This window comes from Bradyrhizobium sp. USDA 4474 (genome assembly GCF_054057515.1).
Genome location: NZ_JBSRZJ010000002.1, coordinates 4,421,746 through 4,439,248, shown reverse-complemented (window position 1 = coordinate 4,439,248; position 17,503 = coordinate 4,421,746). Strand labels below are relative to the sequence as shown.

The 17,503-nt window shown below is 63.9% G+C and carries 15 protein-coding genes; 7 read left to right on the top strand and 8 right to left on the bottom strand.

What is annotated here, in order from left to right; translation table 11 throughout:
• Positions 1-21 precede the first annotated feature (21 nt).
• Together ACVW16_RS22860 and ACVW16_RS22855 are read left to right on the top strand one after the other, a co-directional pair.
• On the top strand, positions 22-1,059 hold the full coding sequence (locus tag ACVW16_RS22860) for an AraC family transcriptional regulator (RefSeq protein WP_456701361.1): 1,038 nt from the start codon (positions 22-24) through the stop codon (positions 1,057-1,059).
• An 83-nt stretch (positions 1,060-1,142) separates the two neighbouring features.
• On the top strand, positions 1,143-1,430 hold the full coding sequence (locus tag ACVW16_RS22855; RefSeq protein ID WP_456736209.1) for a hypothetical protein: 288 nt from the start codon (positions 1,143-1,145) through the stop codon (positions 1,428-1,430).
• 93 nt (positions 1,431-1,523) lie between these two features.
• On the opposite strand, the gene ACVW16_RS22850 is transcribed toward ACVW16_RS22855, so the two are convergent.
• A complete protein-coding gene (locus ACVW16_RS22850; protein WP_456701359.1) occupies positions 1,524-2,174 on the bottom strand; it encodes a CoA transferase subunit B in 651 nt (216 codons plus the stop codon).
• 10 nt (positions 2,175-2,184) lie between these two features.
• Positions 2,185-2,892, bottom strand: a complete 708-nt coding sequence (locus tag ACVW16_RS22845; RefSeq protein ID WP_456701358.1) for a CoA transferase subunit A — start codon at positions 2,890-2,892, stop codon at positions 2,185-2,187.
• A gap of 286 nt (positions 2,893-3,178) precedes the next feature.
• Between ACVW16_RS22845 and ACVW16_RS22840 the strand changes: the two genes are divergently transcribed.
• The 4 genes from ACVW16_RS22840 to ACVW16_RS22825 all read left to right on the top strand — a co-directional run bounded on the left by ACVW16_RS22840 (position 3,179) and on the right by ACVW16_RS22825 (position 8,496).
• Complete coding sequence (locus ACVW16_RS22840; protein ID WP_456705154.1) at positions 3,179-5,068, top strand: AsmA family protein; 1,890 nt, start codon at positions 3,179-3,181, stop codon at positions 5,066-5,068.
• A gap of 208 nt (positions 5,069-5,276) precedes the next feature.
• A complete protein-coding gene (locus ACVW16_RS22835; protein ID WP_456736210.1) occupies positions 5,277-6,662 on the top strand; it encodes an ABC transporter substrate-binding protein in 1,386 nt (461 codons plus the stop codon).
• Positions 6,663-6,760: 98 nt separating this feature from the next.
• The gene (locus tag ACVW16_RS22830; protein WP_456701356.1) at positions 6,761-7,633 is read left to right on the top strand and encodes a carbohydrate ABC transporter permease; all 873 of its coding nucleotides are present in this window, start codon (positions 6,761-6,763) and stop codon (positions 7,631-7,633) included.
• Positions 7,630-8,496, top strand: coding sequence for a carbohydrate ABC transporter permease (locus tag ACVW16_RS22825; protein WP_456701355.1), 867 nt, complete (start codon positions 7,630-7,632; stop codon positions 8,494-8,496). The genes ACVW16_RS22830 and ACVW16_RS22825 overlap by 4 nt, the downstream gene beginning before the upstream one ends.
• Here ACVW16_RS22825 and ACVW16_RS22820 read toward each other — a convergent pair.
• Genes ACVW16_RS22820 through ACVW16_RS22795 form a run of 6 tightly spaced genes read right to left on the bottom strand, consistent with a single transcriptional unit; the run spans position 8,493 to position 16,144 of the window.
• Positions 8,493-8,990 carry a DUF6622 family protein gene (locus ACVW16_RS22820; RefSeq protein WP_456736211.1) on the bottom strand — a complete coding sequence of 166 codons (498 nt, stop codon included), beginning with the start codon at positions 8,988-8,990 and terminating at the stop codon, positions 8,493-8,495. The two genes, ACVW16_RS22825 and ACVW16_RS22820, sit on opposite strands and share 4 nt — an antisense overlap.
• Before the next feature lie 16 nt (positions 8,991-9,006).
• Positions 9,007-9,819, bottom strand: coding sequence for an ABC transporter permease (locus ACVW16_RS22815; protein WP_456736212.1), 813 nt, complete (start codon positions 9,817-9,819; stop codon positions 9,007-9,009).
• Between the two features lies 1 nt (position 9,820).
• Positions 9,821-10,732, bottom strand: a complete 912-nt coding sequence (locus tag ACVW16_RS22810; RefSeq protein WP_456701352.1) for an ABC transporter permease — start codon at positions 10,730-10,732, stop codon at positions 9,821-9,823.
• Positions 10,729-11,898, bottom strand: a complete 1,170-nt coding sequence (locus tag ACVW16_RS22805; protein WP_456701351.1) for an ABC transporter ATP-binding protein — start codon at positions 11,896-11,898, stop codon at positions 10,729-10,731. Before ACVW16_RS22805 ends, ACVW16_RS22810 begins: the two co-directional genes overlap by 4 nt.
• Before the next feature lie 52 nt (positions 11,899-11,950).
• Entirely contained in the window at positions 11,951-13,420 is a 1,470-nt protein-coding gene (locus ACVW16_RS22800) for a glycerol-3-phosphate dehydrogenase (RefSeq protein ID WP_456736213.1), read from the bottom strand.
• Between the two features lie 39 nt (positions 13,421-13,459).
• Positions 13,460-16,144, bottom strand: a complete 2,685-nt coding sequence (locus ACVW16_RS22795; RefSeq protein ID WP_456736214.1) for a sensor domain-containing protein — start codon at positions 16,142-16,144, stop codon at positions 13,460-13,462.
• A 205-nt stretch (positions 16,145-16,349) separates the two neighbouring features.
• Here ACVW16_RS22795 and ACVW16_RS22790 point away from each other — a divergent pair, with 205 nt between their 5' ends.
• Positions 16,350-17,453 (top strand): NAD(P)/FAD-dependent oxidoreductase, encoded by a 1,104-nt coding sequence (locus ACVW16_RS22790; RefSeq protein ID WP_456701348.1) that lies wholly within the window; start codon positions 16,350-16,352, stop codon positions 17,451-17,453.
• Positions 17,454-17,503 lie beyond the last annotated feature (50 nt).

Sequence of the window (17,503 nt, the reverse complement as noted above, 5' to 3'; positions counted from 1 at the left end):
TGGCTGACAGGAACGTGTCGCATGACCGACCTCATTCGCAGCGCAGGGTTGAGCTATTACCCGGACGTCGCCCGGTCGGTCGGGCTCGACCCCAAATACATGATGCGCAAGGCCAGGCTGCCGCTGGCCGTTCTCGACAAGCCGGATACCCCGATCGCCGTCGCAAGTCTGCGTCGCCTGCTCGAAATGTCGGCAGAAGCCTCCGGTGCTGAAGATTTCGGCCTGCGGCTCGCTGAGCACGGCGGACTGACCAATTTCGGCGCAGTCGGCCTGATCGTACGCGAACAGGCCACCGTCGGCGAGGCCATCGAAGCTTTCTCCCGCTTCATCCATGTCCACCACGACGGCATGAAGCTCGACGTCGCCAGGGACAAGCAGACCGTGACGCTGACGCTGCATCTGCGCGGCCGGCAGCCGACCGCGCCGCGGCAGTCGATCGACATGGCGCTCGGCAGCATCCATCGCATCATCCGGTCGTTGTTCAGCAGCGACTGGCGGCCGCTGGAGGTGCGCCTGCATTATCCGCCGCCGCGCGATCGCAAGCGCTACCACGAGTTTTTCGGCGGCCGCGTGATCTTCAACGCGGAGGAGGATGCGATCCTGCTGTCGGCGCACGACATGGAGCGGCGGATTCCGAGCGCGCATCCCCTGATCGCGAGCTATCTGCGCAAGCGGATCGAGGCGATCGAAAGCCGGCCGGCAAGTTGGGAGGAGAAGGTCGACGAGGTCGTGCGCATCCTGCTCGCGAGCGGCGACTGCACCGTCGAGCGCGTGGCTGAGCATCTCGCCTGCACCCGCCGCACCATCCACCGTCACCTCGCAGAAGCCGGCACCAGCTTCTCCGCGATTCTCGAGGCGCAGCGCGCCGATCTCGTGACCCAGCTGATCGAGGATCCCGACCGGCCGCTGGCTGACATCGCCGCACAGCTCGGCTTCTCTGCCCAGAGCGCCATGGCCCGCTGGTTCCGCAGCCACTTCGCTTGCACGATCACGGAATGGCGCAAGGGCATGCGGCCGCGGGCCAGGCCGGCCGACGTGCCGTCAACCTCCGCGGCCTAGCTGTGGTCTCTCAGGAGGTTGTCCATCTGGTCTGAACCGAGGAAGCTGAGGTTGCGAAGCTTCAGTGTTCCAGGAGAGACCAGATGAACGTCCACAAGAATGCGCCTTTGACGCCCAAAGGTCGAGAGGCGATGGTGCGAAGCCTGGTCGCGAAACCAACCTCTTCAATCGCGCGCCAGGCCAAAATCCCGGTGTTCGCCGCAGGCACGGCGCACAGCGCCGCGACCGGCTTTCCGTCAATCTCCGCGACCAGGAACTGCGAGACGTGCCACGTCGATATCGCGCGCGCCGTGGCAAGGCGCGCGATGAAATCGAGGCAATTGGGTTCAGGCCAGCCGAGCGCAATGTCGAATCAGCCGCGCGACCGGTAGCCGCGCATCGATGACAGGATAATTCTTGCGATGAAATCGGCGTCTTGCGGACGCGCAGACCGTATCGTCATGCGCGCCCCCTTCGCGAAGACCTTACGTGTTCTTCAACGCGACGCGGAATTCGGCTTCGGTCTTGGCCTTGACCTCGTCGAGCGTGACGCCGTCGGCGAGCTCGATCAGGGCCATGCCACCGTCGCCGTGCTTGTCGATGGTGAAGACCGCGAGATCGGTGACGACCATGTCGACGACGCGCTCGCCGGTCAGCGGCAGACTGCACTTCTTCAGGAGTTTGGGGCCGTCCTTCGCGGAATGCTCCATCACCACGACGACGCGCTTGACGCCGGCGACGAGGTCCATCGCGCCGCCCATGCCCTTGACCATCTTGCCCGGGATCATCCAGTTGGCGAGATCGCCGTTCTGGGCCACCTGCATGGCGCCGAGGATCGACAGATCCATGTGGCCGCCGCGGATCATGCCGAAGGAATCCGCGCTGGAGAAATAGGAGGTCGAGGGCAGCTCGCTCACGGTCTGCTTGCCGGCATTGATCAGATCGGCATCCTCTTCGCCCTCATAGGGGAACGGGCCCATGCCGAGCATGCCGTTCTCGCTCTGCAGGCTGACGTCGACGCCTTCAGGGATGTAGTTCGAGACCAGCGTCGGGATGCCGATGCCGAGATTGACGTAGTAGCCGTCACGCAATTCCTTCGCGGCGCGCGCAGCCATCTGTTCACGGGTCCAGGCCATGTGACTCTCCTTAGGCGGCAGTACGCGGGCGGGTGTTGCGGAATTCGATGCGCTTCTTGGCCGTGCCGACCTCGACGATGCGCTTCACGAAAATGCCGGGCGTATGGATGTGATCGGGATTGAGTTCACCGGCCGGAACCAGATGCTCGACCTCGGCCACGGTGACCTTGGCCGCGGTCGCCATCATCGGGTTGAAGTTGCGCGCGGTCTTGCGATAGATCAGGTTGCCGGCGGTGTCGCCCTTCCAGGCGTGCACGATGGCGAGGTCGGCGAACAGGCCGCGCTCCATCAGATACTTCTCGCCGTCGAACTCCTTCACCTCCTTGCCTTCGGCGATCAGCGTGCCGACGCCCGTCTTGGTGTAGAAGGCCGGGATGCCGGCGCCGCCGGCGCGAATGCGCTCGGCCAGCGTGCCCTGCGGATTGAATTCCAGCTCCAGCTCGCCGGCCAGGAATTGCTGGGCGAACAGCTTGTTCTCGCCGACATAGGACGAGATCATCTTCTTGATCTGGCGGGTCTCCAGCAGGCGGCTGAGCCCGATGCCGTCGACGCCGGCATTGTTCGAGACCACAGTCAGACCCTTGACGCCGGAGTCGCGGATCGCATCCGACAGCGACTCGGCGATGCCGCAGAGGCCGAAGCCGCCCGACATGATCATCATGTTGTCCTTGAGAACACCCTCGAGCGCCGACTTGGCGTCGGGATAGACCTTATTCATGCAAAAACCCTCGACTGAAATCTGCGGCAGGCGTCGCGCCTTGTCGGCGGCGATTATTAGGCGAATTCCTCCAAAGCCGTCAATGATACGGGGTTCTCCATTCCGAGGGCCGGTGCTAGAAGCTGCCCACGCCGTGGGCAGGCCCGTCCCCGGCCTTGAAAGCGACAAGAAAACCCATCAAGTTGCGGCACTTAACATAACAGGCATTGGGCGTGGGGACGCGCAGGTTTCCCGACCCCGCCCTTCTGGCTCCAACGTCCAACCCGATCAGGACACGCCATTGACCATGGCCCAAGGAATGAAGCGCCTCGGGACGCCGATCGCGGCGCTGCTCGGCGTCGTGCTGATCGCGCTGATCGCGACCTCCTGGCTCATCAACCGCGATGCGCTGCGCAAGGCCGTGGAAGCACAGATCCGCGACGTCACCGGACTCGAGCTCAGCGTGGCGGGCAACATCGACATCTCGGTGCTGCCGGCGAGCTACATCTCATTCCATGACGTCGGCCTCAAGGGTGGCGGCACCAGCGACCCTGCGCTCCATGTCGACGTGCTCACGGCCAATCTCAGGCTTTTGCCGCTGCTGCTGCAACGGTTCGAGATCGCCGACCTGACGCTACTGCGGCCACACATCCATGTCAGCCTGAAGCCGGATGGCGAGAGCAATTGGACCCCCTTCATCCAGACCATCGCGCGGACGATGAAGCCCGGCGCCGACAACCCCGTGTCGTTTTCCGAGATCCGCATCCAGGACGGCGTGCTCGACTACGAGGACGTGGCGACGAACGCCACCGAGAAACTCGAGGACATCGACCTGTCGCTGGCGTGGCCTTCGATCTCGCGCTCCTTTGCCGCAACCGGGCAGTTCGACTGGCGCGGCGAGCGCGTCGACGGCTCGATCAGCTTCGCCGATTTCGTCGCGGCCCTCTCGGGCGATCGCTCGGGCCTGAAGGCGCGGATCGCCAGCGCGCCGCTCAAGCTCGCTTTCGACGGCAGCGTCGCCAACCGCACCAGCCCGATGATGGAAGGCACGCTCACCATCGACAGCCCGTCCTTGCGCAACGCGCTGCGCTGGACCGGCCAGCCGCAGCCAGGCAGCGGCGGCTTCGGCCGCTTCGCGCTGAAGGCGCGTGCCAATGTCGTCGGCGCCTCCATCGCGCTGACCAACGTCAATGTCGAGCTCGACGGCAACACCGCCGAGGGCGTGATCACCTATGCCAATAACGGCCGGCAGACGCTGCAAGCGACGCTTGCCGCCGACGCGCTCGACCTGACGCCCTATATCTCCACCTTCCGCCTGCTCGCGAGCGGCGCGCGCGACTGGAACAGGCAGCTGTTCGATCTCAACGGATTGTCGAGCACCGACCTCGACATGCGCCTGTCGGCAGCCAGGCTGACGGTCGGTCCTTCGAAGCTCGGCCGCACCGCGATCGGTGCCAATTTGCGCAACGGCACGCTGGCGCTCTCGGTCGGCGAGGCTCAGGTCTATGGCGGTATCGCCAAGGGCTCGTTCGGCATCTCGCGCGCCGATACGGTCGCCGACATCAAGGCGCAACTCCAGTTCACTGACGTCGACCTCCAGGCCTGCGCCTCCGAATTGTTCGGCGTCAACAAGCTGTCCGGCCGCGGCAACATCAACGTGTCGCTCGTCGCCTCCGGCTCGAGCCCGTTCGGCCTGGTGCAGTCGCTCGACGGCACCGCCACCGTGACAGGCCATGACGGCGCGATCGCGGGCTTCAATGCCGAGCAGCTGCTGAAGCGGCTCGAGCGCCGGCCGCTGTCGGGCGGCGGCAATTTTCGCAACGGCTCGACGCCCTACGACAATCTCACCATCGCGGTGAAATTCGCTGATGGGATAGCCACCGCCGAGGACATCCGCATCGAAGGGCCGGCCGCGAAGATCACGCTGACAGGCACCGCATCAGTGCCGACGCGCGAATACGACATGAAGGGTGTGGCGAGCCTCAATACAACCTCTGGCTTCCAACTCCCGTTCATGGTGCAGGGTCCCTGGGACGACCCGCTGATCTTCCCGGATCCGGAAGCCCTGATCCGCCAGTCGCCCGCGGCGTCTCCTTTCCTCGACCTGCTGAAACAGCGCATCACCGGCGGAAAGGGACAGGCTCCGGAGGGATCGCCGACGGCGGAAAACGCCAAAGAAGGCGCCAAATCAAACTGAGGTATCCAACTGGGGATCGAGTCCGCCGATCACGCGAATTGATCGGGGCGAATTGATGCGGTGATTGGATCGATGCGCGCGTTAAGCATCTCCGAGCGCCCGATACACCTCGACCTATGTCTGACAACATGCCGCTAGATCGGATAGCGGCCATGGGCTAGTGTTTTATCCGACCGGTTAAAACACCGGCGGCTTGAGGGAGAAAAACGTGAAATCCAAGGTTATTGGCGCAATCTCAATCGCGGTCGCTGCAGCTGGGCTGTTTGCAGCCGCTGCACCCGCATTTGCGCAGCAAAAGACGATTACGGTCTGGTGGAGCAAGGGCTTCTATCGCTCCGAAGACGACGCGCTGATCGAGACGATCAAGAAGTTCGAAGCCAAGACCGGCATCAAGGTCGAATTGTCGCAGTACGCGATCCAGGACATGATTCCGAAGACGGTCGCAGCACTCGATGCCGGCACCGTGCCTGATGTCGCCTATTCCGATTCCTACGACGTGCAGGCGCAGGGCAAGTGGGCCTACGAGGGCAAGCTCGAGGATCTCACCGACGTCATGGATCCGATCAAGGACCGGTTCGTCCAGAATACGCTGGAGGCCTCGATCCTCTATAACGACGTGGCCAAGAAGAAGGCTTATTACGGCTTCCCGCTGAAGCAGCAGAGCATGCACGTCCAGATCTGGAACGACATGCTGGAGAAGGCCGGCTTCAAGCAGAGCGACATCCCGAATGATTGGAACGGCTACTGGTCGTTCTGGTGCGACAAGGTGCAGCCTGCGATCCGCAAGGCCACCGGCCAGCGCATCTATGCCGTCGGCCAGCCGATGGGCGTCGAATCCACCGACGCATTCCAGTCGTTCTACACCTTTATGGACGCCTATCACGTCAAGCTGGTCGACGATGACGGCAAGCTCACGGTCGACGATCCCAACGTCCGCGACAACCTGATCAAGGCGATGAAGGACTACACGGATACCTACATCAAGGGCTGCACCCCGCCGTCCTCGACGACCTGGAAGGATCCGGACAACAACGTCGCCTTCCACAACAAGACGATCGTGATGACCCACAATTTCACGATCTCGATCGCGGCGAAGTGGTACGAGGACTCGCAGAACCAGGCCCTCACGCAGGAACAGCGCGACGCCGGCAAGAAGGCCTATGAGCAGGACATCATCACCGCGTCCTTCCCGAAGGCCCCCGATGGTTCGACCATCCGCTACCGCTCCGACGTCAAGACCGGGCTGATCTTCACGGCGGCCAAGAACAAGCCCGAGGCCAAGCAGTTCATCAGCTTCCTGCTCCAGGAAGAGAATGTCCGTCCCTACATCGAGGGCGCGCTCGGCCGCTGGTTCCCGGTGACGAAGGAAAGCCAGGAAAGCCCGTTCTGGCAGGCTGACAAGCACCGCCGGGCCGTGTACGCGCAGTTCAAGGGCGGCACCGCGCCGTTCGACTTCACCAAGAACTGGAAGTTCACCATCCTCAACAACGAGAACGTGTGGGCGAAGGCCATGAACCGGATCGTCAGCGAGAAGGTCCCGGTCGACAAGGCCGTCGACGAGCTGATCGCCCGCGTCAAGCAGGTTGCAGGCTAGTTGCTCTTTTCTTCCTCTCCCCGCTGGTGCGGGGAGAGGTGAAACGCTAATACCGGCCGCCTCGTGCGGCCGGAAGTCCTTTCAAAGAGTCCCGAAGAATGGCGATTACGCTCTCTGGCGATCAGGCGATCCCCGCTCCACCCCTGTCGGCGCGGCTGACCACGGCGCAGGTCTGGGGCATCGTCCTGCTCGTGCCCTATCTGCTCGTTTTCCTCGCCTTCGTGGTTTATCCCGTCTGCTACGGGCTGTGGCTGGCGCGGTCTCCGTCGAACTACGTCGCGCTCTACAACGACCCGATCTTCGCGCGCGCCGCGGTCAACACGCTGATCTTCCTGGTCATCGGCATCAACATCAAGATGCTGATCGCGCTGTTCCTGTCCGGCTTCTTCGCGCAGCAGCGCACCTGGATCAAATGGCTCTCCGTGATCTTCATCCTGCCCTGGGCGGTGCCGTCGATCCCGACCATCCTGTCGGTGCGCTTCATGCTCAACCCCGAATGGGGCGTGATCAACCACCTCATCTTCTCTTTCACCGGCGATGACGGCCCGAACTGGCTGAACGACCCGACGGTGGCGCTGACCATGGCGATCGCCGTGCACATCTGGAAGTCGCTGCCGTTCTGGACGCTCATCCTGATCACCGGCCGCCTTGCGATCGCGCAGGACCTGTTCGAGGCCGCCGAAGTCGACGGCGCCAACTGGTGGCAGAAATTCCGCTTCATTACCTGGCCGTCGATGCAGACGCTCTACGTCACCTGCACGCTGCTCTCGATGATCTGGACGCTCGGCGATTTCAACAGCGTCTATCTGCTCACCGGCGGCGGCCCCGCCGACCTCACGCACGTGCTGTCGACGCTCGGCATTCGCTATCTGCGGCTCGACCAGCTCTCGCTCGCGATGGCCTCCATCGTCTGCGCGATGCCGTTCGTCCTGCCGCTCGTGTACTTCATGATGAAACGGTTGTCGCGATGAAGCTTCCTGGCGTAAGCGAGTTTTCCTGGCGCGACGTCGCGACCGAAGCGCGATTGCTGTTGATCGGAATTCCCGTCTTCCTGTGGACGATGATTCCGATCTATCACATGTTCCTGTTCGCGATTTCCCCGAAGGAAGACGCGTTCTCGGGCAAGCTGTGGCCGGATCATCCGACCCTCCACAATTTCGAGATCGTGTTCAAGCAGCAGCATTACTTCCTGCGCGACTTCTACGTACAGTTCTGGAATTCGCTGGTGATCGCCGCCGCGGTCGGCGTGATGACGCTGGTCGTCGCGACGGCCGCGGCGTTCTCGATCTCGCGGCTGAAGGTGCCGGGCGGACGCATGGTGTTGAATCTCGCGCTCTTCACCTACTTCATTCCGGCGGCGTTCCTCGCCGTGCCGATGTACCGCACCATGGGCAATTACGGCCTGCTCAACAATCGCTGGTCGCTGATCCTGGCGATGGTGACGATCGCCAGCCCTTACGCGATCTGGGTGCTGAAGCAGGCCTCCGACAAGCTGCCGGTCGAGCTCGACGAGGCCGCGGTGATGGACGGCGCCACGACGCTGCAGATCTTCCGTCTGGTTTATTTGCCGCTGATGATGCCCTCGCTGGTCGCGATCGGCACCTATGCGGTGCTGCTCGCCTGGAACGAATATCTCTATGCGTTCCTGCTGCTGTCGAACGACCAGGACATCACGCTTCCCGTCGCACTCGGCAACTTCCTCGCCGCCGACGATTCGCCGTGGGAGCTGCTGATGACCACAGGCTTCATCTATGCGCTGCCGCCGGCCGCGGTCTATTACGCCTTCCGCCGCTACATGGTGGGCGGGCTCACGGCGGGTGCGGTGAAGTCCTAAAAATCTTCAACGCGCTTCCTGCGATACGCAATCAGCAGCGCGATCATCGAGCCGAAGAAATAGCCGGCGGTCGCGCCCGAAATGGCGCGGCCGACGATGATTGCGAGCGCTCGATCGCCTGCGTCGATGGCGGAGATCACGCTCACCGTATACTGCAGGGTGAACACGACGAGATTGCGAATCAGGGCGAATGCGCTGCCTGGGCGGATGATCTCTCCTGTCTTGTGATCGACATCGAAGGGCCGCGGCGTCAGCATGCCGGGCGGCAGCAGCATCAGCGCCGCCACGATCCAGGCGACAAGCGGCCATTGGCTGTCCTGATGTCCGAAACCGATCCTCGAAACGCCTAAGGCGATGAAAACGACCGGTACGATCAGCGCACGCCAGATCGGCGCCTTGCGCGGCCGCATCGACTTGATGCCCTGCCAAACCAGGTAAGCGAGCAGTATCCAGACCCAGGGCGGTGTATGGACCAGTATCTGATAGGCGAACATCTCGAACTATTCCCATCTAGAGAGGTGCCGCGCTTTCGCCCTGCGAGCTCGACAGTTTCGAAGCCAGCGAAGCCATGACGATCACGACTGCGATCAGGGCGATCACGAGCGTGCAGATCGCGTTGATCTCAGGCTTCACACCGAGGCGCACCTCGGAATAGATCCGGATCGGCAGGGTCGCCGTGCCCGGGCCCGTGGTGAAGCTCGCGATCACGAGATCGTCGAGCGAGAGCGTGAAGGCGAGCATCCATCCGGCGACGATCGCCGGGGTGATCAGCGGCAGCGTCACGGACAGGAAGGCATGGGCAGGGTCGCAACCGAGGTCCATTGCCGCCTCCTCCAGCGACCGGTCGAGCGAGCCGAGGCGCGACTGTACGACGACGGCGACGAAGCACATCGTCAGCGTGGTATGGGCAATCGTCACCGTCCAGAAGCCGCGCTCCGCGTTCAGCGCCACGAACAGCAGCAGCAGCGACAAGCCCGTGATCACCTCCGGCATCACCAGCGGCGCATAGAGCATCCCGGAGAACAAGGTGCGGCCGCGAAAGCGCTCGCCACGCGAAAGCGCGACCGCGGCCAGCGTACCGATCAGCGTGGCGACGGTTGCGGACGCGACCGCCACGCGCAGGCTCATCCAGGCTGCCTCGATCATGGCGCGATCGGCAAAGAATTCGTGATACCAGCGCAGCGACCAGCCGCCCCACACCGTCACCAGCCGCGAGGCGTTGAAGGAATAGATCACGAGGATGAGGATCGGCAAATAGAGGAAGGCGAGGCCCAGCGCCAGCGACGCGATGTTGAAGCGGGACAGACGTGAGGACTTGCGCATCTCACCGCTCCTCCAACTGCCGGCGCTGCAGCCGCTCGTAGAGCAGCAGCGGCAAGAGCAGCACGAGGAGCAGCACGATCGCCGCAGCTGAGGCGACCGGCCAATCCTTGTTGGTGAAGAACTCCAGCCACAGCGTCTGGCCGATCATCAGCGAATTGGAGCCGGCGAGAAGATCCGGAATCACAAACTCGCCGACAACAGGGATGAAGCAAAGAAGAACGCCAGCGCCGACACCCGGCAGCGACAGCGGGAAAGTCACCAGCCAGAACACCTGCCAGGGCGGCGCGCCGAGATCGCCGGCCGCCTCCTCCAGCACCGGCTCCATCTTGGAAAGCGTGGCGTAGAGCGGCAGGATCATGAACGGCAAATAGGAATAGACGATGCCGATATACATCGCAGTGTCGGTGGACAGCCAGACGACCGGCTCGCCGACCAGGTGCAGCCCCAGCAGGATCCGATTGAGCAGGCCGTCATGCTGGAGGATGTTGATCCAGGCATAGATGCGGATCAGGAACGACGTCCAGAACGGCACGATCACCAGCACCATCGCCACGGCCTGCCAGCGCTTCGGCAGCCGCGCCATGCCATAGGCGATGGGGTAGCCAATCAACAGCAACAGTCCGGTCGCGGTGATGGCAACGGTCAAACTGCGCAGATAGGCGAACACATAGAGGTCGTCGGAAACGATCAGCTTGAAATTGTCGATCGACAACGCGGCAAAGGCTGCCCGGATCGCCGTCCAACCCGCCGTCAGGTCGAACACCGGCTCGTAAGGCGGCTGCGCGATCACCGTCTGCGACAGGCTGATCTTCAGCACGAAGCCGAACGGCACCAGGAAGAACAGCACCATCCAGACATAGGGCGCGATGGCGGCGAAGCGCGCCGGTCTCGCGAAAATCCGGCGCGCGCTCATGACGGCAGCACCACGCAATCGTCGGGCGTGAACCAGGCGACGACGCGCTGATGCAGGCTATAGGCATCGACATCGAGACGCGCAGTGTTGGCGACCGACGCCTGCAGCATTCCGCCGGTATCGAGCTTCACCTTGTAGATGGTGGTGCCGCCGAGATAACAGACATCGGCGATCACGCCGTCGAGGGCGTTGATCGCAGTTTCACGACCGGCCTCGCTCGCGGGGCCACGGCGCGACAGCTTGACCTTCTCGGGGCGGATCGCGACCGAGAATTTCACCTCGCCGACCGGCTGGCGCGGCTCGGCCACCACCAGCGTGCCCGCATCGTGTGTGCCGACGACGAGACGGTGACCGTCGCGCAAATTGGTCTCGGCGTCGAACAGATTGATGTCACCGACGAACTGCGCGATCCAGCGCGAGCGCGGCGCCTCGTAAAGTTCGCGCGGGGGCGCGACCTGGGCGAGCTTGCCTGATTTCATCACGCCGATCCGGCTGGCCATCGTCATCGCCTCTTCCTGGTCGTGGGTGACGATGATGAAGGTCATGCCGAGCCGCCGCTGCAGCTCCATCAGCTCGCCTTGGGTGCTCTCGCGCAGCTTCTTGTCCAGCGCCGCGAGCGGCTCGTCGAGCAGCAGCAATTGTGGCCGGCGCGCCAGCGCTCGGGCCAGAGCGACGCGCTGTCGTTGCCCGCCGGAGAGCTGGTCGGGCTTGCGCTTCTCCAGCCCCTCGAGCTTCACCAGCGCGACCATCTCAGCGACGCGCGCCGCGATATCGCCACGCGCCATGCCGCCGCGCTTGAGACCAAAGGCGATGTTGTCGCGGACCGAAAGATGCGGGAACAGCGCGTAATTCTGAAACATCATGTTGATCGGGCGCTCATGCGGCAGTGCCTGCGCGATATCCTTGCCGCCGAGCAGAATCCGCCCCTCGTCCGGCGCCTCGAAGCCGGCAAGCATGCGCAGCAACGTGGTCTTGCCGCATCCGCTCGGACCCAAAAGCGCAAAGAACTCCCCGGCCTTGATATCGAGCGATACGCCGTCGACCGCACGGAACGTCCCGAACGTCTTGGCCACGCCGTCGATGCGCAGCAGCGGCTCGCCCGCCGCCGGATGTGCGTCTCCAGCCGCACGGGCCGCGGCATCCATTCTCGGCAATTCGTCAGTCATGGTCCCTGCCAACCCCAATGCCGCCGCACGCTAGCGGCGGATCGGCCTTTGCTCAACCGGTTCGAGGCTGGTTCGTCATGAACGCAGCCAGCGCGTCACGGCCCGCCGCGGGCATGGTCAGGCCGAGCTTGGAGCGGCGCCACAGGATGTCCTCGGGGAAGCGCGCCCATTCGCGCCTCATGAGATAGCCCACCTCGGCGCCGGTCAGGTCGGGACCGAAGGCGGGGCCAAGCTCGTCACGGGTCTTCGCCTCGCCGAGCACATCAGCCAAGCGTGAGCCATAGGCCGCAACCAGGCGGCGGGCTTGCGGCTCATCCAGAAAGCGCCAGCGGTGGCGCGCGAGGTCGATCTCGGTCTCGAAACGATCCCAGGCGAAATCTCCGCCAGGCAAGGCCGCGCCCGAAGTCCAGGGCCGCGACATCGGATAGAACGGCGTCAAACGCGTCACCGCCCGCTCCGCGCGCAAGCGCGAGGTCGTGACATCGCCGCCGAACATCGTCAGCAGGGGTGCCTTGCGCCGGCGCGCGTGGAACAGCGTCGTGCCGTCACGTCGCCGCGCGGCCGCGGGCATCAAATTGACGCCGGAGACCGCGCGCACGACGTCGGTGGGAGCGACGCGCGCGCGGAAATAGCGGCTCGCGGCATCGCAGAGATAGCTGACGTCCGCGCCCGGCATCGCGACGATTGCGGGATCGCCGGTGAAATCGCGCGTGACCGTGCCGAGCAGCGTGAAATCGCGCTCGAACGGGCTGGCAAAGATCAGGCGTCCGTCATTATTCTGGAACACATAGACATTGTCGGATTCAAAGAGTTTTGGCACGACGATCTGGCTCATCTGCATGGCGGCCATGGGCGGTTGCGGCTGCCGCAGCACGGTTTCGGCGACCATCGACGTCCACCCGCCGGTGGCATTGGCCAGCGCACGCGCCGTGACCGCCCGGCGATGGCCGCGGTCGACCAAAACGAGCCGCCAGATGTCGGTCCTGTCCGCACGCACGCAGCGCGCACCGGTCAGGATCGCAGCGCCGCGTTCGGCCGCATCCAGTGCCGTGAGCACCACCAGGCGGGAATCGTCAACGACGCAGTCGGCATACTCGAAGGCCATGCCGAACGGACGCCTGAGCGCGTTGCCGACCGGATGATGCGTGATGTCGAGGGTGGTCGATCGTGGCAGCCCACCACGGTTCGTCAGCGTGTCATAAACATAGAGTCCAGCCCGCAGCAGCCATGGCGGTCGCTCGTCGGAATGGGCGGGGATCACAAAATTCATCGGCCGCACCAGATGCGGCGCGATCCGCAGCCACGTCCGGCGCTCGACCAGTGCCCGGCGCACCCGCCAGAAGCCGCGCCGCTCCAGCACCGATAGATCGCCATGGATCAGTCGCGGTGTCGCCGACGAGGCCGCGCTGCCGAGATCGCCCTGCTCGATCAGGATCACCCGCAGGCCGCGGCCGGCGGCATCGCGCGCGAGGCTGACACCGTTCAGGCCGCCGCCGATGATCGCAAGATCGTAATCCGCCATGAAACCGTGGAGAGGGAGCGAGTGTGCGCCCGCACACCACTAGCCGGTCTTGAGCGCAAGCTCCATAGCCTCGCCGCGGCCGACGAGATCGGCATATTTCCCGATCGGCAGCGGCTTCCCGAGCAGATAGCCCTGCACGCCGTCGCAACCTTCCCTGGCCAGGAAGGCGAGCTGGTCGATGGTCTCGACGCCTTCGGCGATGATCGACATTTCGAGGCCGTGGCCGAGATCGATCACGGCCCGGACGATCGCGGCCGACTGCGGATTGCGGCCGAGATTGATGATGAAGGCGCGATCGATCTTGATCTTGTCGAACGGGAACGCCTGGAGATAGCTCAGCGAGGAATAGCCGCTGCCGAAATCGTCCATCGAGATGCGCACCCCAAGCGCCTTCAGGCGGCGCAGAAGCGCGAGGCCGCGATCGAAATCCTCGATCAGCACGCCCTCGGTGATCTCGAGCTCGAGCCGGCCGGGCGCAAGGCCCGTCTCGATCAGGATCGAATGGACGAGCCCGACCACGTCGCCGTGCATGAACTGCGCCGGCGACAGGTTGACCGCAACCTGAAGCGGCTTCGGCCACGACGCCGCCTCGCGGCAGGCCTCGCGCAGGATCCATTCGCCCATCTCGACGATCAGGCCGCTTTCCTCCGCGATGGGGATGAATTCGGCGGGCGAGACCTGGCCGCGTACCGGATGCTGCCAGCGCGCCAACGCCTCGAAGCCGATGATCTCGCTTTCGACGATGCTGTTGCGCGCGATGCCTTGCGGCTGGAAGGCCAGCGACAGCTCGCCGTTCTTGATCGCCATCGACAGGTCCTGGTGCAGCACGCGGCGGTCGCGGATCTGCTGGTCCATCTCGGGCTGGTAGAGGCTGATCGTGCCGCGCGATTTCTGCTTGGCGCGGAAAAGTGCGGCGCCGGCATTGGCGAGCAGCGAGGCACCGTCGGGGCCATTGTGCGGAAACACCGACATGCCGGACGTGATGCCGGCACGCACCGCGCGGCCGTCAATGTGGAACTCCGGCGCGAGCGCCTGGCCAAGCTGCTGCGCCAATGCGAGGCCCGCGTCAGGCTGCTTGCCGTCGATGATCAAACCAAATTCGTCGCCGGACAGACGCGCGACCAGGCCGCCGCGTGCCGCATCCTGGAGCCGCTGGGCCACCTCGACCAGCAGCTTGTCGCCAAGCGCATGGCCGAACACGTCGTTGACTTCCTTGAGGCCGTCGAGATCGACGCAAAGGACGGCGAATTCCTCGTCGGTCCCCTCGCAGGCCTCGATCATCTGGGTCAAGGCCTGAAGGAAGGCGGCGCGGTTCGGCAGGTCGGTGAGACCGTCATGGTAGGCCATGTGCGCCATGCGCGATTCGGTCTGCCTGCGGTTGGTGACGTCTTCGTGGGTTTTGATCAGGTATTGCGGCTCGCCGGAATCGTTGAGCACCGTGGCACGCCGGGTCAGGAACAGGCGCAGGCCGTCTTTGGTGGAGATCGGATGCTCCTCGGTAATCATCCCGCGCTTCTTGATCGCGGCCTCGTCGCGCGCGATGATCAGCTTGGCTTCCTTGGCATTGAAGATGTCGGAAGCAGTCAGGCCCGTGGCTTCCTCGCGCCTGCGATTGAGGATCGTCTCGGCGCTGCGGTTGGCGAGCAGGTAGCGGCCATCCCTGACCTGCTCGACGATCAGCGCGACCGGAATGTTGTCGACCACGAGCTCGAGGAACTTCTTGGTGCTCTCCAGCTCCATCGACAGCGATTGCCGATCGGTGATGTCCTCGAACACCAGCAGCAGGAATTCCGGCTTGTTGCTCTCGTTGCGGACCACGATCCGGATCGAGGCCACCTTGCGCGGGGCATGGTCGCGTTCGACCTCGACCTCGAACTCGTTGCGATATTGTCCCTCGGGGGCCAGCAGGGCAGCGCGGTCGGTCGCCTCGATGCTCTCGGCCGATTTTGGACCGAACAGCTCGCGCGCGTTCTTGCCGACGACGTGGTCGCGCGAAAAGCCCCAGAACCGCTCATAGGCCCTGTTGGCAAAGATGTAGCGACCGTCCTCGATGTTCTTCGCGGCCACGCAGGCCGGCACGTTGTCCAGCACCGTCTCGAGGAATTGCTTGGTCGAGGCGAGCTGCCGCGACAGCTTGCGTTGCTCGCTGACATCGAGATGGGTCGCCACCGATCCGCCATTGGGCAGGATGAAATATTTGACCAGGATGGCGCGGCCGTCAGGCAGTTCGGTGATGAGGCCGTTGGGGCTTGCCGCCTTCTCGTAGAAGTCCTCGTCGGAGATGCCAAGGACGCCGCGCTTGCGCCTGAGCTCGAGAATGTCGTAGCCGGTCATGCCGGTCCACAGGTCCGAGCGCGTCAGACCGTAGATGTCGAGATAGCGGTCATTGCAGAAGATGATGCGCCGCTGCGCATCCGTCATCACCACGCCCTGATTGAGATTGTTCATGGCGGAGGACACGAAGGCGTTGCGCCGCAACTGCGAACGCCTGCTTCGGCGCAGCGCCGAATGGATCCAGAGCGCGATCGCGACCAGGAACGCGCAGATGACAATGCCGCCGATGAGGGCTTCCCAGATCAGATTGGGGTCGAGATCGCCAAAATGGCTCGGCGCCGCGAAACTGTCCGCGAGGGCACGCGAAGGCGCCACCGCGCTGGTCAGGCACACGACGGCCTGCACAGCAATCGGAAGCATGCTGCCTTCCTGCCAGTTCTTCTCAGCCATCAGCCACCCGCGATTTCAACTGCGGATTGTCTGGCTTCAGCGGTTTGGATCGGGTAAACGCCTGTACGCCCAACAGAAAAATGTGACGCGAAATACGGCAATTGCCCTGACATGATAAATGCTTTCTTAACGGAAAATGCCCGCCCGGCGCGTTTCCCAGGCAATCCGACGTCGTCGGCACCCTCAGCAGGACTTCTGCATCACCATGGATAGGGTCGAGTGCGTCGTCATCGGAGCCGGCGTGATCGGGCTCGCGGTGGCCCGGAAGCTGGCCCAGGCCGGGCGCGAGGTGATCGTGCTCGAAGAAGCCGAGGCCATCGGCACCATCACCTCTTCACGCAACAGCGAGGTGATCCATGCCGGGATCTACTACCGTGCCGGAAGCTGGATGGCCCGCATGTGCGTCGCCGGCAAGCAAGCGCTCTATCGCTACTGCGGCGAGCGCGGTATCCCGCACAAGAATTGCGGCAAGCTGATCGTCGCGACCAATGCCAAGGAAACCGAGAAGCTGCAGTCGATCAAGGCCCATGCCGAGGCCAACGGCGTCCTCGACTTGCAGCTGCTATCGGGCGAGGCGGCGCGCGCGCTGGAGCCGGCGCTGGCCTGCGATGCCGCACTGCTCTCGCCATCGACCGGAATCATCGACAGCCATTCCTACATGCTCTCGCTGCGCGGCGAGGCCGAGGAAGCAGGCGCGGCCTTTGCGTTTCACACGCCGCTGATCCGCGCCAAGGCGGAGGCCGGAATGATCGAGATCGAAGCCGGCGGCGAAGCGCCGATGACGTTGCAATGCGGCCTGCTCGTCAACGCCGCCGGGCTCTCGGCGACATCAGTGGCGCGCCACATCGACGGCATGCCGGTCGATCGGATTCCGCCTGCTTATCTCGCCAAAGGAAATTACTTCAGCTGCAATGCGCGCGCACCGTTCTCGCATCTGATCTATCCGGTGCCCGAGCCCGGCGGGCTTGGCGTACATCTGACGCTGGACATGGCAGGACAGGCGCGCTTCGGCCCCGACGTCGAATGGATCGAGACGATCGACTATGAAGTCGATCCGTCGCGCGCCGAGCGCTTCTATCCGGCAATCCGCAAATATTGGCCGACGCTTCCCGATGGCGCGCTGATGCCGAGCTATTCGGGCATCCGCCCGAAGATCGTGCCGCCGGCGGTCGCTACGCAGGATTTCCTGATGCAGGGTCCGCGCGACCACGGCGTCGCAGGCCTGGTCAATCTGTTCGGCATCGAATCGCCGGGACTGACGTCGTCGCTCGCGATCGCGGACCACGTCGCCGAGCTGACGGACATCTAGGCTGACGGACATCTAGGGAGCATTTTCGAGCGAAGCGCGGACCGGGTCGC

Bases quoted from the DNA above. Each gene is read 5' to 3' on its own strand.
- ACVW16_RS22860 (WP_456701361.1), top strand. From the start codon at position 22: ATGACCGACCTCATTCGCAGCGCAGGGTTGAGCTATTACCCGGACGTC.
- ACVW16_RS22855 (WP_456736209.1), top strand. From the start codon at position 1,143: ATGAACGTCCACAAGAATGCGCCTTTGACGCCCAAAGGTCGAGAGGCG.
- ACVW16_RS22850 (WP_456701359.1), bottom strand. From the start codon at position 2,174: ATGGCCTGGACCCGTGAACAGATGGCTGCGCGCGCCGCGAAGGAATTG.
- ACVW16_RS22845 (WP_456701358.1), bottom strand. From the start codon at position 2,892: ATGAATAAGGTCTATCCCGACGCCAAGTCGGCGCTCGAGGGTGTTCTC.
- ACVW16_RS22840 (WP_456705154.1), top strand. From the start codon at position 3,179: ATGGCCCAAGGAATGAAGCGCCTCGGGACGCCGATCGCGGCGCTGCTC.
- ACVW16_RS22830 (WP_456701356.1), top strand. From the start codon at position 6,761: ATGGCGATTACGCTCTCTGGCGATCAGGCGATCCCCGCTCCACCCCTG.
- ACVW16_RS22825 (WP_456701355.1), top strand. From the start codon at position 7,630: ATGAAGCTTCCTGGCGTAAGCGAGTTTTCCTGGCGCGACGTCGCGACC.
- ACVW16_RS22820 (WP_456736211.1), bottom strand. From the start codon at position 8,990: ATGTTCGCCTATCAGATACTGGTCCATACACCGCCCTGGGTCTGGATA.
- ACVW16_RS22815 (WP_456736212.1), bottom strand. From the start codon at position 9,819: ATGCGCAAGTCCTCACGTCTGTCCCGCTTCAACATCGCGTCGCTGGCG.
- ACVW16_RS22810 (WP_456701352.1), bottom strand. From the start codon at position 10,732: ATGAGCGCGCGCCGGATTTTCGCGAGACCGGCGCGCTTCGCCGCCATC.
- ACVW16_RS22805 (WP_456701351.1), bottom strand. From the start codon at position 11,898: ATGACTGACGAATTGCCGAGAATGGATGCCGCGGCCCGTGCGGCTGGA.
- ACVW16_RS22800 (WP_456736213.1), bottom strand. From the start codon at position 13,420: ATGGCGGATTACGATCTTGCGATCATCGGCGGCGGCCTGAACGGTGTC.
- ACVW16_RS22795 (WP_456736214.1), bottom strand. From the start codon at position 16,144: ATGGCTGAGAAGAACTGGCAGGAAGGCAGCATGCTTCCGATTGCTGTG.
- ACVW16_RS22790 (WP_456701348.1), top strand. From the start codon at position 16,350: ATGGATAGGGTCGAGTGCGTCGTCATCGGAGCCGGCGTGATCGGGCTC.